Source organism: Enterococcus durans (assembly GCF_002277935.1).
GTDB lineage: Bacteria > Bacillota > Bacilli > Lactobacillales > Enterococcaceae > Enterococcus_B > Enterococcus_B durans.
In genome coordinates this window covers 1,536,986-1,552,292 of record NZ_CP022930.1, presented here as the reverse complement: position 1 = coordinate 1,552,292, position 15,307 = coordinate 1,536,986, and the positions used below count along the sequence as shown (strand labels likewise).

The 15,307-nt window shown below is 39.2% G+C and carries 11 protein-coding genes and 1 pseudogene; 1 reads left to right on the top strand and 11 read right to left on the bottom strand.

Annotation, left to right across the window (positions count from 1 at the left end):
• Nucleotides 1–10: 10 nt before the first annotated feature.
• The 6 genes from sapS to CJZ72_RS07350 form a co-directional block, all read right to left on the bottom strand.
• Complete coding sequence (gene sapS, locus CJZ72_RS07375; protein ID WP_005879352.1) at nucleotides 11–1,036, bottom strand: two-component system sensor histidine kinase SapS; 1,026 nt, start codon at nucleotides 1,034–1,036, stop codon at nucleotides 11–13.
• Nucleotides 1,037–1,054: 18 nt separating this feature from the next.
• Complete coding sequence (sapR, locus tag CJZ72_RS07370; RefSeq protein ID WP_005879354.1) at nucleotides 1,055–1,729, bottom strand: two-component system response regulator SapR; 675 nt, start codon at nucleotides 1,727–1,729, stop codon at nucleotides 1,055–1,057.
• A gap of 132 nt (nucleotides 1,730–1,861) precedes the next feature.
• Entirely contained in the window at nucleotides 1,862–2,740 is an 879-nt protein-coding gene (locus CJZ72_RS07365) for a class C sortase (RefSeq protein WP_095443726.1), read from the bottom strand.
• An 86-nt stretch (nucleotides 2,741–2,826) separates the two neighbouring features.
• Entirely contained in the window at nucleotides 2,827–4,518 is a 1,692-nt protein-coding gene (locus CJZ72_RS07360; protein ID WP_081135629.1) for a SpaH/EbpB family LPXTG-anchored major pilin, read from the bottom strand.
• Nucleotides 4,511–5,821, bottom strand: coding sequence for a pilin N-terminal domain-containing protein (locus tag CJZ72_RS07355; RefSeq protein ID WP_081135632.1), 1,311 nt, complete (start codon nucleotides 5,819–5,821; stop codon nucleotides 4,511–4,513). The genes CJZ72_RS07360 and CJZ72_RS07355 overlap by 8 nt, the downstream gene beginning before the upstream one ends.
• 2 nt (nucleotides 5,822–5,823) lie before the next feature.
• Nucleotides 5,824–10,338, bottom strand: coding sequence for a VWA domain-containing protein (locus CJZ72_RS07350; RefSeq protein ID WP_095443725.1), 4,515 nt, complete (start codon nucleotides 10,336–10,338; stop codon nucleotides 5,824–5,826).
• Nucleotides 10,339–10,958: 620 nt separating this feature from the next.
• Here CJZ72_RS07350 and CJZ72_RS07345 point away from each other — a divergent pair.
• Nucleotides 10,959–11,789: pseudogene (locus CJZ72_RS07345) on the top strand (manganese catalase family protein).
• 63 nt (nucleotides 11,790–11,852) lie between these two features.
• Here the strand turns inward: CJZ72_RS07345 and CJZ72_RS07340 are convergent.
• The 5 genes from CJZ72_RS07340 to CJZ72_RS07320 all read right to left on the bottom strand — a co-directional run bounded on the left by CJZ72_RS07340 (nucleotide 11,853) and on the right by CJZ72_RS07320 (nucleotide 15,267).
• Nucleotides 11,853–12,254, bottom strand: coding sequence for an organic hydroperoxide resistance protein (locus tag CJZ72_RS07340; RefSeq protein ID WP_005879366.1), 402 nt, complete (start codon nucleotides 12,252–12,254; stop codon nucleotides 11,853–11,855).
• A 77-nt stretch (nucleotides 12,255–12,331) separates the two neighbouring features.
• On the bottom strand, nucleotides 12,332–12,538 hold the full coding sequence (locus tag CJZ72_RS07335) for a hypothetical protein (protein ID WP_005879368.1): 207 nt from the start codon (nucleotides 12,536–12,538) through the stop codon (nucleotides 12,332–12,334).
• 22 nt (nucleotides 12,539–12,560) lie between these two features.
• Nucleotides 12,561–14,078: a phosphohexomutase domain-containing protein gene (locus tag CJZ72_RS07330; protein ID WP_081135637.1), complete on the bottom strand. Its 1,518-nt coding sequence runs from the start codon at nucleotides 14,076–14,078 to the stop codon at nucleotides 12,561–12,563.
• Nucleotides 14,079–14,094: 16 nt separating this feature from the next.
• Nucleotides 14,095–14,550 (bottom strand): arginine repressor, encoded by a 456-nt coding sequence (argR, locus tag CJZ72_RS07325; RefSeq protein ID WP_081135640.1) that lies wholly within the window; start codon nucleotides 14,548–14,550, stop codon nucleotides 14,095–14,097.
• Nucleotides 14,551–14,634: 84 nt separating this feature from the next.
• Complete coding sequence (locus CJZ72_RS07320; protein ID WP_095443724.1) at nucleotides 14,635–15,267, bottom strand: GyrI-like domain-containing protein; 633 nt, start codon at nucleotides 15,265–15,267, stop codon at nucleotides 14,635–14,637.
• Nucleotides 15,268–15,307 lie beyond the last annotated feature (40 nt).

Below are 15,307 nucleotides of genomic sequence, written 5' to 3'. Positions count from 1 at the left end.
TAACTGTTTTCTAACGTTTCTCATTATAGAAATTTAAAATTGGGAAAAATAGGGTCATTGTCGTCCCTTCTCCCTCCGTCGATTCAGCGATTAGTTCAATACCGATTTTTTCAGCGAGAGATTTAGCTAAATAAAGACCCAACCCAGTGGAATGAGTTTTACTCAGACGTCCGTTTGTGCCAGTGAATCCTTTATCAAAGATACGAGCTAAATCTTCTTTGGGAATCCCTATTCCCGTGTCTTTGATGGCTAAAGACACGCCACTTTTGCCTTTTTCAATTGAAATAATGATTTCTTTGTTGTCAGGAGTGTATTTGATCGCATTACTAAGGATTTGTTTGAAAATAAAGGTCACCCATTTCGCATCAGTCAATACTCGCTGATCTTCGCCCACGATTTCATAGCGCAAGTTTTTTTGGATAAAATAATTGGCTTGGCTACGCATCACTGGTTGGATAATGCTCTTCAATTCATACTCTTGAATCAAATAGTCCTTTGAAAAACTATCTAATCGAGCATAGTACAGTACCTGCTCTACATACTCATTGATTTTTGCCAATTCATTTTCTAAAAGTGTATATTTTTGATCGTCGATATCAAATTCGATCGAGCGTACTAATAATTCAGAGGCTGCCAAAGGTACTTTGATTTCATGGACCCATGAATCAATATAATCCTTTTGATCTTGTTGGTTGGTAATCGCTTCTTGCATGACTGTTTGGTGTTCACGGATCAGTTGATTGATGTATTCTTCCACCAATTTTTCTTCTTCCGTATGGCTACCACTCAAGTAATTTTGTAATGGCGATGTCTGCTGTAAATTAGCTAATTTCCCCCACCAACGGCGTTTACTCAAATAATTGACAAATAAATAAAAAATCAAAAAGACTCCTTGGATCAAGGCGAGATATCCCACAGTTCCCCAGTCGATCATAATGTTCGGTGCCAACCACATGACGAAAATCGTCAGTCCAACAAAAAAAAGCCAGCCTAAGATCATAGACCATTGATCTTTTAAATAACTTAAAAATTTCATCTTCTACTGCTCATCCTTTCAGGGAACGATATACCCCTGGCCGACTTTTGTTTCGATATATCCATTGATACCCGCTTGTTCGATTTTTCTACGCAACCGATTGATGTTCACCGTCAATGTGTTGTCATCAACGAATCGTTCGTCATCCCATAATGCTCGCAACAGTTTTTCTCGGCTTAGGATCTTTCCATGTTGTTTCATGAGAATAAATAGCAAGCGATATTCATTTTTACTCAAATCGATGATTTCTCCATTGATTTCCATGCTTCCGTTATCGACATTCAGTGTGATCCCATTGTGGCTCATCATTTCACTAGACAGTTCAGCATAATTATAAGAACGGCGAAGTAGTGCATTGATTTTAGCAATCAATACATCGATTTGAAATGGCTTGGTCACAAAATCATCTGCCCCCATATTCATTGCCATGATCATATCCATATTTGTATTTCTGCTTGAGATAAAAATGATCGGTACTTTTGAAACTTCCCGGATTTTCTGACACCAATAGTAGCCATCAAATACAGGTAAATTGATATCTAATAACACTAGTTGTGGTTCTTCCTGTTCAAAATCTGTAAATACTTGATTGAAATCTGTTGTACCATATGTTTCGAATTGCCATTTTTCCAACTCTTCCATGATCAACTGCCGAATGATTTCTTCATCCTCTACCACCATAATTTTCGCCATGATGTAGCCCCCCTACTTTTTGCTTATTTTTACCATATCAAAGAAGACGTGATACGACAAGCAAGTTTCTTTTTCTATTTTCCTGATTGTTCAAGAATAAAACAAGAGACTTCAGACCGATTTTACTTTCTCCTATTCATTTTTAGATTTTTTTAATTTCTTGATTTTTCTAAAAATAAAATAGCTGAAAAGTAGCAAAAATAATAATGCTCCAGCCGAAAGCAAGACGGCTAGCCAAAATTGATAGTTTTTTATTTTTTTGATTCGTTCATTGGCAGATCCATCCATCTGCGTTCTTTTCGCAGTCACAAGTAAGCGATGGGTGTTGACCGCATAAGGGGTACAGGTAACTAGTGTGACCAAGTCTTGATTTTTTTTGATCGATAATTTTTCCACGTTTGTAGGTAACACAACGGTTTTTTCAACGACTTTATACGCTAATTTTTCCCCCATCACGTCTAAATAGAAAACGTCCTCTTTTGATAATCTATTTAAATCAGTAAACAGCTTCTTTTTACCCATTCCACTATGGGCGGTAATAACCGAATGCGTTTCATTTCCGCCAATTGGAAATGAACTACCTTGTAATACAGTGGCACCTTTTTCCAATAATTGGTCATTCGTTTCATTAAATAAAGGTAAACTCACCTTGATTTTAGGAATATAAATCGCTCCGATCAAATGCTCCTTGTAGAGATTTTTTTGGGATTCTTTTTCATTTTTCACCGCTTGTTTAAACGGATCTTTGACTTTACCCATGCCTAAAAAGCGCCATTCTTCCGCAAGTTCTTGGTTTTTAGCTTGGTACTCCTCTAGTATTTTCTTTTGTGTCGCATCTTTTTCTTTTGCGATTCGTTGTTGGTAGCTTGCAATTCGTTGCTGATCCCAATAATTACTGATTGCATTTGCCAAAAAAGGATATGTAAAGACCGCTGCACCGATTAAAAAGGTCACTGCCATCATCAATTTTAAACATATTGTTGCTTTTTTTTCTCGCTGCTTTTTTTTCATTTCAAGCACTTCCTTAAAAAATCGCAGCAGCTAATCACTTTAACTGCTGCGACTTCGGATTTATCATTTTTTTCAATAGTAGTCAATTATTCTGTTGCTTTTGATTTTCTATACCATGTATAGGCGCCGATCATTAGACTCAGTCCCACCAGTAAGAAGGCGAAAATACCATTGCCCCCAGTTGATGGTAGATACCCCTTTTTAATGTTCGGAATACTTTCTTCCCCAGGATTTACTTGACCTGAAACAGATACACTTTCATCGTAGCTTCCAAAGAAAACCGTGAATGTTGTAAATGCTTTATCCCCAGCCGGTAAAGCATAGCCGCTTGGTGCTACGACTTCTTTTGCATGGTACGTACCGTAATCCAATCCTTGCACTTCAAATTTCCCTTGGTCATCAGAAGTGAATTTCGTTGCAACAGCTTCTGATCCAGAGTCTTCCCAAACGATCCTGTCTGCATCCGCTGCATAGGTTTCTAGTGCTGTTGCTCCTTTGTAAAAGACCGCAAATTGCTCCTTGTTACTGTTCCAGATCTCAAATTGTGCACCACTCAACATTTGTTTACTTGACGCATCATATTTTTCAAATTTTCTACCGCCAGTGGCTACTTTTTCGTCTGGAATCACTTCTTCATTGTAATCATAGGCATCATTACGTCCAATCAAGATCGTTGCAGTGTTATTATGGAATTCATCTGCTTTGATCGTTGCTGTCACTAGCATATTGTAGGTGATCGTTAAATCGCCTCCACGTCCTTCGGCTAATTTACCTAACGTTTCTGCATTCGCCACACCATTTGTTTCTGTTAAGATCTTTACTGAAAACCCATTATTGTTTTGTACGACAGAGTAATCTGTTCCCTTGATTAATACTTCATCTCCGACTTTTACCTCTATCTCTTGATCAAAGTAGCTTAATCCTGCTGTTGGTGTATCTGTTATTACAAAGTTTTTAATGACAGCAGACGAATCACCATTGATCGAATCAATAAAATAAGGAATCGGTGCAGTGATCGTATATGAAACTTGTTTTCCTTTTTCTAGGTCAAGATATGAAATCGTTTCTGTACCTTCGTCACCTTTATCGAGGATAACTTCTCTTAGTTCATCACCATCAGGTACATTCATTTTTTTATCTGCTTCTCGTACTTCATTTTTGGGGTAGAGATGGACATCTGTATTGAATGTGTCTTTCCAAGAGTTGCCATCCCATGTGCCATCAACCACATTTGGCATCATCACTGGCATCATCACGACCATTGGCGCAGCAACTTTAGAAATATGGGCTGGCGAATAAGTTTCTAAAAACAGATAGACTTTATCTTTCCCATCGTCATCACTGACTTGTACATTGGCAAAGACTGCTTCTCCATCAGTGTTTGTGGTATGACTATCAATTGGGTCTACACCATTAAGGATCGTGTTCCAATCTTTGTAATCTTTTTTTTGCATCCATGCAATTGCTGCAGCAGCAGTCATCCCATCATCAACATCTTGCGTATCTGGATCATCCTTTAACAAGCCGTAATACACCGCAGTCACGTCGAATCGCTCAAAGTCCACGCCGGCTATATTCTCTTCTCCAAATTTATCCGAAACCAGACCACTATTCGCTTGATCAGCTGGCAAGGACTCAAAGCCCTTTTTGTGTAATGTGATCGTGATCTCACTTGGTTTTTCTGACACTTCTGCGGCTTTCGTATCCTGGCTATTCCCAAATCCCACAGTTGCAAGTAACAATATACTGAACCCTTTTATCAAATTCAACTTATTCATTTTTTTCTCCCCGTTCCTTTTTTAGTTTTAAACCCGCACCTATGATCAAGACTATTCCGATTAATGAAATCAATGATTTTGTCTCATTTGCTTTTGGATAACTCAACCAAGTGGATTCCTTCGGTTCTTGTCGATCTGGTGTAAGATTCGCTTGCTTGTTGCTGTCTTCGGTAGTTTTTTTGTCCGTTTTTTCATTGTATACCCGTGGTTTGGCTTCGGTATAAGCTACTTTAGGCACATTCCCGGATTCTAGTTCTGCCATTTCTTGTCCATTGACTGTGACATAGTTTGGTTGTCCATCGGCATTCTGCCAAGACCTTGGAATCACTACTTCGATTTTTTGATTTTCTTTACTAATGGTATAATCGTCCACACTTTTCAGTTCTTCAAAATAGTATGTGCCTGCAGGTAATAATCGCCCACCTGTAGTGACCAGACCCGCTTTATCAGAAATGAATTTACTAACGTTCACATCCCCCAATGGATCGTTAGCTTGTGGCTCAATCCATTTGTTCTTCAAATCAATCGAAGGTGACATATCTAAATAATATTTCTTCCCCTCAATCAGTTGATACAATGCAAAGACCACACCTTGCAATGGAACTCCCGTTTCTTGTGATCCTTGTTGACGCCCGTATTTAAAGAAATACGGATCACGTAGATATCCGACGTTTTTCGGATAGATATGAATCTGTGATAGTTCATTTGTGTGGTCCATTGGATCCACGATTGGCAAAACGGCAACAATTGGGATCGCATGTTGATCCAAGTCAACATCCAAGCCAGTTTCTCGGTCGATCGATTCTTCAAAAATCAAATACACAGCATCTCGGTCTTGGTTTTTCTTAGGTGCAGTGATTCGCGCAATCCCATCCCCTAAATTTCCTACCTGATCGAATGCCGTGGTAACTGGCGGACCTACTTTTTCTAAATTTTCGCTCGCAATCAGTTCGTTGATCGTTGAGCGATCCATTGCAGCAAAATTTTGTACAAATTCTTCGCTCGTCATTTGGCCTTTTTGCTTCTCATAATAATCAGTCAGTTCGTACATCTGGAAAGTTGCACCATTCAATGGCTCAGTTTGCGAGAGTAACGTGTCTTTTTGGTCAGTAGCAATCTCTAATCCATCATTTTGATGAAAGACTTCTTCTGTGTAATCCACATCGCGGACCATTCTCTTATGCAAAATGAATTCAACCGTATTTCCCGCATTTTCTTGCGCATGACTCTTAACAGAAAATAGTGCTGTTACGATTGGCAAGAAAACAAGTATTGGGAGAAGTAGCATGCCTACTTTTTTCATGATCAGACCCTCCCCTTCCTATGACTCTTAACATACAGTACGCCACCAATCAGTGCGGAGACCCCTATAAGGAGTGCCGCAATGATGAAATAGAGGTAAGGGCCTGTTCCACCAGTAGCTGGCAATTGCTTCTCTGGGTCATTTCCAATATTCACTAATAATTGGATGCGGTTGTCTGTTGTCAACTCATAGGTTACTTCTTGCGTAACTGACGGGTCATCCGTTCCACTATCTGGATAATAGGCTATCTCGGCTTTCAAACTGCCTTTTTCTTTTCCAGGGATAACTTTTCCTCCTGATGTTTCTGCCGTTTCTCGATAACTGATGGTCAAAATAAAATATCCCGGCAAACGCATGTATCCGTCTGGCGCTGTTTCTTCTTTGATCCGGTAATTTCCTGCAGCTAAATCTTGTGAAAGAAACTTCGAAAGGTCGGCTTGATCGGGTGTCAAGCCATCATCGATCATCTCATACTCCCCAGGATTCACTTCACGTTCAAGTGAGAATGCAGCTCCCGGTAGATTTTGATTATTCGTACTATCTAGCTTGAATAGCGTTAAATCAAGCGGTGCGAGTTCATTTTTCAGCGTAACTTGTAATACGCCATCAATAATCGCATAGTCCTCTCCTAAATCGGCTGTCTCATCAGTGATCGCCACTCCATTGATCACAAATTGACCTTCTTCATTCAATCCAAATGAAGCAGTCTGACCAGAGAGTTGGTAGCCATTTGGTGCAACTGCTTCAGAGATTTCATACTTACCCACAGCTAATTTCAAAGGATCGGTATATTCAAGATCCTCATATTTGTCGAGACCAACTCTATAAAGATAGAAGGAACCAATACCTGGTTCTTGAGTAGTTGTATCAAGCGGATTCCCTGTATAAGCTCGATACAGTGGAAATTCTGAATCGTCTGTCTTTTTGATATCGAAGCCTGCCCCATCTAATGGTTCACCATTTTGATCGACTTTTTTCACTTTAACTTCGCGGTATTTAAAGGTGTTATACACCTCATAGTCGATCCACAGCAGCCCATCGTCGTCCTCGGTAAATGTTAAGTAGTGCCAGCCTTCTTCATTTAACCGCTGATATTTGATCGTTCCCTCACTGTTTCCATAGATTTGCAAGAGCCAACCATCATTTTCTGTAGGATCTTCGAAGCCTTCTGGACTTTTTGTTTCTATAATCTTGTATTCTGCATATTTATCGCCTTCATCGCCATGTTCAAATGAATCGGGATCACCAAATGGATGAATAATTTTATTATTAGTTTCATCTAGGATGTAGTTTCCTTCTCCATTGACACGATAGAGCGTCAAGAGCCCTTTTTTGTCTTCTTTTACATTGCTCCCAGAAATACCTTTAGCAATCGCATTTCCTTGTGCATTCCCTTCGCCATCTGTCTCATAAACTTCAAATTCTGCGCCATTGATTGGCATGTTCCTACCTTGGACCAGCTTTTCAATATTCAAGTGAACAGGTTTGAACTCATTACGTATTTCTAGTTTGACGTAAAGATCTTTATAATCTGTTTTTTCATCGTTTAAGTTTTGGACAACCGAGAATGTATGGTATTCTCCTTCATTAATGGCATCTTTGTCTTCGCCTTCAGGACCACCTTTTCGTTCTCCTGAAGTACTCGCATCCACCAATTCATAATGTCCTATAGGATCCCCTTCGCCGGCAATATATTTTCTTACTTGAAATGAATACGTCTCATCAATCAATTGATAACGTGGCGGACCTGAGATTTCTCTTATCCAATAAACATCACTCTCTGCGCCGCCTTCATCTCCAAGTATAGGAATCTTGGTTTCAAAAATAGCCAGTCCGTCATTCGTCGTCCGTCTTATTTCAATCGGTTCTACTTCACTTTTATCAGGATCTTTATCATATAAAGCAAAATCTACACCCGCCAGTGCTTCACCCTCTTGCCCAGTCTTTTGGATTTGCAGATTTCGATCCTTGTGTTCATATCGAATCGACGGAGCTGGCAGATACATTCGCCCTGTCGCTCGATCGTTTTGATAATCCTCTAGATTTTGTAGATAAGCCATATTATTCACTGTATAGAACTTACCATCTTGTGCCCCCCCATCTAATTTGACTTGGTACTTGATCCGAACCATTTCGCCTTCTCCTAACGAAATCGGAGAAAACGCATATGCATGATTCTCATGTCCTTGATATTGTGTTGGTGTTGCTACAACATCTGGTGGCTTCGTTCCATGTTTTGATACATCCCAAACTTCTGGTGCTTCATATTTTGTCCCTGATTCACTGTTCTCCAAATGGTAATACTGGATTTCTGCCGAATTTCCGCCCCCAAACAGTGAAACATTGAATCCCGTTTCATCATATAGCGTCGCCTGTTCGATCGTTTTTTTGAATGTTGCAGAGATATTTTCTAAAGCATCTACAATTTCTGCTTTGTTATTGGCATTATAATAATAAGGATCTGTCCCATTCGGCTTCGTATCAGCAATATTTTTCAACACATTTCGGCCAATCGCATCTAATCGCTGTCTACCAGAAACATTTCCTTCAATTCCTAAACCGATCGTAAAAATATTTGGCGGCGATTCATAGGTATTTTTTAGCCAATGATGATACGCCACGGTATTGATCGCTGAAGATTTTTCTTGAGTAGTAGCCGCTCCAGTCGTATCATTATCTGCGCCTCCAGTTCCTGCCCAATGCGTTGCTTTATTATCGCCATCTTTTACTTCTCCATAACGATATTGAATTTGATTCGTGTTAGCTGGCCGGTTGAAATCTGTCGCATAGGTTACAGGATACGTAAAACCAGCATTAGAAGTATTTCCGGAAAAGGTTTCAAAATTTTTAAAGAGGGTCCCGTTATCTGTTGCCAGTTTATCTGGCATCACATTCCAACTGTTCCAATTATTGCCTCCCCTCGAAGTTCTTGACTGAATCGGTGCATAGCTAAAGGTAGGGGTCCCATCCCCCACAACAATCAAAATCTTCTCAGGATTTCTCTCTGTTCCTCCATTATTAGCGTAGAGAACCTCATAGCCTTTTCTCAACCCTAATGTCAAAGGCGTTCCTCCAGAAGGTGTCCTTGTCAGTGCAGTGCTACTAGCTATTGAATTGATGTTATCTGTCATATCTAAAGTATCTGAATTAATTAGATTAAGATCAATAGATGATGAACTTGCGCGATAAAAATTGACTAACCCAATGCGGACATCCATTTCCGGAGCAGACAACAAATTTCTACTGATTTCAAGAACTGATTCGCGTAAGGCGGCATCTTTACTTTGACTTCCCGAACCTGTCGTTCCTTCACTCATACTTACTGATTTATCAAGGACGAATACCACATCGACCGGCGTGATGCTTTTATCTTCTCCACCAATCACATCTAAATAAACATTGTAAAGTGTGGTTGCGTCTTGTGGAGAAACACCCTCTTCTATAGTACTTGGTAAAACTGGTTCCACCCATTTTTTCACATACGCACCATTATAATCTAAATAACTATTGGCAAAATTCCGTTCCGTTCCCCAAAGCTGAACTGTTTGAGCAGGGAGATTTGTATCTCCTTCGGTGGCAGTAGAACCATTATCCGTTGCGTAATTATAATTCCGCCAGTTTGCACCCCCAATCGAATAATCAGAATCATCGATCAATTGATTATTATCGTAAAGCGAACCTTTATCTCCACTGTAGGCCTCGCTGCTTTGACTCCAGTTATCTAACACACTAGTGAAGTCATTCGTGGCAAACAATGGATACCGATTTTGTTCGCTAGTTGCGGAACCTTGTGGATAGACATAGGTATATGGATCGTCAGTCGCAGTCGGACCAAGACGCGCTAAAATACCACTGAACAATGGACTCTGGACTCTAGCTAAGGGTTGTCCACTCGGAATGATCGGTTCGTCTGATTCTACAGATGTGTCATCTCGTTGCGTTTCAGCGGTTTCTTCTTTATTTTCAACAGCTTCTTGATTATCAGTTCCTTCGTTATTGTCAGCTGCTTCATTATCAGTTACCTTAACTTTCTCATCTACAACGACTTGAAGAGGCAACTCTCCTTCTTTGGTGTCTGGTAATTTTTCTGTTTCAAAAATCAACATTCCAGTTTCTTGATTCTTTGAATACACTTTTCCAACATACCATTCTTGTTCATTGATCGTTTCGGTTTTTAATTCTGCTCCCTCTTCGTCATAAGAGGCTAATCCGCTCCCACGGATATTGGTTACTGTGCCAATACCAGCTGCAGCGGTATCGATGGCAATACGGATCCTCCCTTCATTGTCACTTTTTTTCTTTTCAAATTCCAATGTCCATTCTAGGGTGTCTTCTTTTTCAACATATTTTCCTTCAATCTTCGCATAATCTTCATCTAGATAAACTTTCTTTTCTGTATTTGCGACGGTATCTGCAATTACATCTCGATCAGCTAGATGAATGATCGATTGAAAGGATGGGCTCACCAACATACACATAGCAACAAACTGTAGCACCTTCAAGCCGATTTTTTTCACTTTTTTTACTCCCTTCCTCATAATTAAAAAACATGCGTGTTTTTTCACATAAATTAAAATGAATAATTACATAAAATTTCTCTTTTAATTTTAATACATTTCTAATTATTATTCAAATAATATCCTAAACGCCGATACCTTCGCATTTATAACCGAGCAAAAATGAAAATAACTCTAACTATATTAAAATACCTTTGTATAAGGAATTAAAACCTAACAACAACAAAAGAATAATAGGCGTTTTATAGAATGATCCTCATCAATAGTACTAAAAAAGACAATCAGTAAAAAAACTAAAATGAGAATAAAGAATAAACGATTAGAAAAATAAAATAACAATAATTCAAAAAGTTTGATAACTATCAATTTTCTAAAATTTTTTCTATATTTTTATATTCGTTCTATCTACTTTCTTTACACGCTTCATAATCCTCACTTTATTCTTGTTTTTACCACTCAGTTCACCCTCAAAATTATTTATAAAAAAAGAAAAATAACTTTTTTGTTTCCAGATAACGTGTTTTATACTACAAAAATGATTTAGCAATCGTTTTCTTTGATATTTTCCTCCATTCGTATCACAATAGAGAGGTATCAAAAAAAGATTAGGAGGAATTTTGATGTTCAGACACCAAAAAGAATTGTAGTTTGAAGCAAAACCAGATCGTCCCAATCCGTTGATCGCGAAATATTTACAAGAACTTATCGGTGGACAGTATGGAGAAATGAGTGTGGCAATGCAATACCTTTTCCAAGGATGGAGCTGCCGAGGAGAAGAAAAATACAAAGATATGCTGATGGATATTGCTACCGAAGAACTTGGCCATGTGGAAATGTTGGCTACGATGGTCGCACGTCTATTAGAAGACGCACCTGTGGAAGATCAAGAAGAAGCAATGAAAAAAGATCCAACGATTGGTGCGATTATTTCAGGAATGAATCCGCAACAAGCAATCGTTGCCGGCTTAGGACCACGTCCAGCAGACAGCGTTGGTAACCCTTGGAGCGGTAGTTATATTATTGCAAGTGGCAATTTACTTGCTGATTTCCGTGCCAATCTCAATGCGGAATCACAAGGACGCTTGCAAGTCGCGCGTATCTATGAAATGATCGATGACCGCGGCGTGAAAGATTTACTCTCTGTGCTACTTGCACGAGACAGCTATCACCAAAATCTATGGGCTAGCGCAGTAAAAGAATTAGAAGAAAATGAAGGTTCGATTCTTGTTCCAAGTACCTTCAATCGTGAAAATGAACGTAAAGATATCGCCTACGACTTTTATAATTTTTCCGAAGGTGATGAAAGCAGTAAAGGCCCTTGGGCTAGTGGTAAAGCATTAGACGGTGAAGGCGAATATCAATGGTTGGACGAACCAAAGATCGAAGGAGCTAAGCCTAAGCTAAAACGTGTCACACCGAAAATGTATGGCACCCCTCCAGCTAAAAAGTAAAAAGAACGCCTCTAGCAATCGGTTTCTGATTGCTAGAGGCGCTTTTCTTTTATTCATTTATGATCAAACGACCGTAACTTCTACATCGATATTTCCTTTGGTCGCCTTGGAGTAAGGACAATAGTCGTGCGCTTGCTCTGCTAATTTCATTGCTTCTTCTTCACTGACATCCTCTACATGGACTTCTAGTACCACACCAATTTTATATCCGCCTTCGTCAAGGGTATAAAGGGATACACGTGCCTTGACAGTAGAATCAACAGTTAGGTTCGCTTCTTTGATCATATGCTGTAACGCACCGTTAAAGCAAGAAGCATATCCTGCTGCAAATAATTGTTCTGGGTTGGTTCCGTCCGCGTGTATGCCTGGGGGAGTGATCTTCATGTGCATGGAACCATTCGGTGCTTCAACTTCCCCTTCTCGCCCACCGTGATTGATCATCGCTGTTTCGTATAATTTTTTCATTGTACTACTCCTTTCGATAGTTCACTTCATATTACTAGTGTAAGTATATTCAGGAGTTTATACAAAGATTCTGCTTATTATTCGAAAAGTAAAATACCATCTTCCACCAATTTTCCAAAGAATAGAAAGATGCCACTTGTAAGCAGCAATGTCATATTTGTTCCAAAATAAATGGCGATTTTTTCTACATAATCCTTGATATGATTGATTTTAAGATACATGAAAACCAAAAAATTCACCCCGTAGACCAACACTGTTAAAAAGATGATCATATTCATAACCATTTTTATCCCTTCCCCTCACTTTTTACCCTTCATCCTCCGCTAATACCAGTGGCTCAACATCTGGAAATGTTGCTAATTCTCGCGAGAGCACTTGTAACGCTGTGCTATTTTTTCCCTTTATATCATTTTCAATTTGTAAAACTAATAGAGGTTCATGGAGACTTGGACGAAGTAAGAACCAACCGTCGCCATAAACTCCTTTTAAATCATAACGAATGCCTTCTTGATTTTCTGGCTGTAATTTCATTCCCGGATATTTTTCTAATGCATCGGATAAGCGCTGAATGATTTCTTTTCCTCTTTGTTGTGGATGATCGCTAGTCAACCCTAAGCGAATTTCTTGCACTTCAACCGGTTGCCTTAATCCTTGAATGATTGCTTCTAATGTCAACTGCTCCTCTTTTAATCTTGGGAGAAGCATCAATATTTTGGCGATCACGTAGGCACCATCATCTAAAAAATAATTTTCTTTAAACGCCGCATGTCCACTTGTTTCAATGGCTAACTGTGCATCGACACCTGATTCATTTAATGCCAACGCTCTGTTGATAACATTTCGATAGCCTGAGATATAGCGATCTTGTTTTCCCCCTTTTGATTCGATAAATGCTTGTAAATGTGTCGATGTTGGAGAATTTGTCACTATCGTCGCTCCTGGATGCTCATTCAAGACAATCATACTTAATAAGGCAATCAAATTATTTCGATTGATCACTTGACCATTCCCGCTCACTACTGCTGAACGATCCACATCTGTATCAAAGATCACACCTAGATCCGCCTTATTTGCCAGTACCGCTTTTTTGATACTAACCATTGCTTCTTGATTATCAGGATTAGGGATATGATTTGGAAAATGACCATCTGGCTCTAAGAACTGTGAACCAGTCGTATCCGCACCTAATTCTTCAAGAACAAGTTCAGCGAAAAAACCACCTGACCCATTCCCAGCATCCACAATGATTTTCCAACCAGCTAATGGTTTTTCATTTGTCGTTCCGATACCGTTCCTGATTTTCTGGACTAGATCTTTGGCATAGATAGTTACTAAATCTGCTTTACGTACCGATCCTGTATATCCATTTTTATTCTTTTCAGTGGCTTTTGTCAATATGAAGGCGATATCTTCTTTTTCGGCTCCACCTTGCATTGTAAAAAATTTCATGCCATTGAAGTAAAAAGGTAAATGACTTGCCGTCAACATGACACTCGCATCACACTGGAATTGTGAGAACTGAGTTGCCATGAACATGGCAGGAGTAGTGGCTAAATCAAAGTCGATGACATTGACTCCCTGATCGACTAGTCCTTTAATCAACGCTTCCTTTAACAGTGGTCCACTGATTCTGCTGTCACGCCCAATGCCGACAGTCAACTTTCCATCTTGATACTTTCGTCCATTTGCTTTTTTTAGCCAAGTAACAAATCCACAACTGATTTTTTCCATCTCTTTCGCTGTTAGATTTGCATCAAATTCCTCTGTTGAAATAGCAATCCCTCGAATATCCGAACCATTCTGTAGCGCTTTCATAAAAGACATTTCGTATCTTCCTCCTTTATTCTCTCATTTTTTCTAACTTTTCTGCAAATGCTTGTGCATCTTCTTCAGAGCGGCAAATCACAATAAATGTGTCTACACCAGCGATCGTTGCAGCAACTTCTGGGTAGGCTGCTTCATCTAACCAATTCGTTACGACATCTGCGCCATCTTTTTCTGTTAACACGACAATCATGAATTGTACGATTTGAATTTTTAACACTTCTCTTTTGACAGCTGATTTTAGTCGTTCTTCATTCAATGTTTCAGATGGTTGACTAAATAATGCATAACGTACTTGCTTATTCTCATCATGGGATTTCACCAGCTTCATTTCTCGAATATCGCGGGAAATCGTCGCTTGAGTTGCTTTAACACCAACTTCTTGTAATTTAGCTAAAAGTTCTTCTTGGGTACTGACTGGTTGTTCCGTAATGATTCTGCGAATCAATGATTGTCGTTGGATTTTTTTCATACTGGACACCTCTCGTCTTTATTATAACAAAAAAAACTGATTTTTTTGTTCTTTTTAGTATTTTTTACTTTTATTTTCTATGAATCAACAAATCGATTTTGGAGCAATCGACACACGCAAAATCGTCTTCATTTTTTCTGGATTTGCTCTACGTGGATCACTCATATAGATTTCTTTATGCTCTTTAGACGTCCGTTCATAGCCTTCTTTTTGAATAAAATCAGCCAACTTTTTAAATGTTGCGGGTTCATCATCATATGGACCGACGTGTACCATTTGCGCAGTCAATCCCTCTTCGATCGTTACAAACTGCAATTGGTCTATCAGCTCGGACGGTAGTTTATGCGCACTTCGGACAAGAGCCTCCTGTGCCACTTCTTTGGTTACAAAACCAGGTTGTTTGATCATTAATTGATAAGCAAAATGTTTTTTTTGCATTACTTTTTCGTTGAGGTACTTCTCTTGTATTCCCCATAGACCTTCTAGTGGATACACCGTGTAAGGTTGATAGTTTGGGATAACCCAATCTTTCTTTGGTGACATCCGAATAGCATAACTCCATGCGTAAAGAGAAGCAACACGTCGCTGGAAATCTTCATCATTTGGGTCACCGACCCCATTGATACTAAAAAAATGCTGCTCAGGTAATACTAAGATCTGTGGTCTTTTCTTTATACTATAACCAGGCTCACTTTTTTTCCAATCGATTTTTTCCATTCCGTCCTCCTGTTATCTATCCATTCCATACTATCATAAC

What these genes read in the sequence shown, in the direction of transcription:
- CJZ72_RS07360 (WP_081135629.1), bottom strand. Translation starts at nt 4,518, where the DNA reads ATGAATAAGTTGAATTTGATAAAAGGGTTCAGTATATTGTTACTTGCA.
- CJZ72_RS07320 (WP_095443724.1), bottom strand. Translation starts at nt 15,267, where the DNA reads ATGGAAAAAATCGATTGGAAAAAAAGTGAGCCTGGTTATAGTATAAAG.
- sapR (WP_005879354.1), bottom strand. Translation starts at nt 1,729, where the DNA reads ATGGCGAAAATTATGGTGGTAGAGGATGAAGAAATCATTCGGCAGTTG.
- argR (WP_081135640.1), bottom strand. Translation starts at nt 14,550, where the DNA reads ATGAAAAAAATCCAACGACAATCATTGATTCGCAGAATCATTACGGAA.
- CJZ72_RS07355 (WP_081135632.1), bottom strand. Translation starts at nt 5,821, where the DNA reads ATGAAAAAAGTAGGCATGCTACTTCTCCCAATACTTGTTTTCTTGCCA.
- CJZ72_RS07365 (WP_095443726.1), bottom strand. Translation starts at nt 2,740, where the DNA reads ATGAAAAAAAAGCAGCGAGAAAAAAAAGCAACAATATGTTTAAAATTG.
- CJZ72_RS07335 (WP_005879368.1), bottom strand. Translation starts at nt 12,538, where the DNA reads ATGGTTATGAATATGATCATCTTTTTAACAGTGTTGGTCTACGGGGTG.
- CJZ72_RS07340 (WP_005879366.1), bottom strand. Translation starts at nt 12,254, where the DNA reads ATGAAAAAATTATACGAAACAGCGATGATCAATCACGGTGGGCGAGAA.
- CJZ72_RS07330 (WP_081135637.1), bottom strand. Translation starts at nt 14,078, where the DNA reads ATGTCTTTTATGAAAGCGCTACAGAATGGTTCGGATATTCGAGGGATT.
- sapS (WP_005879352.1), bottom strand. Translation starts at nt 1,036, where the DNA reads ATGAAATTTTTAAGTTATTTAAAAGATCAATGGTCTATGATCTTAGGC.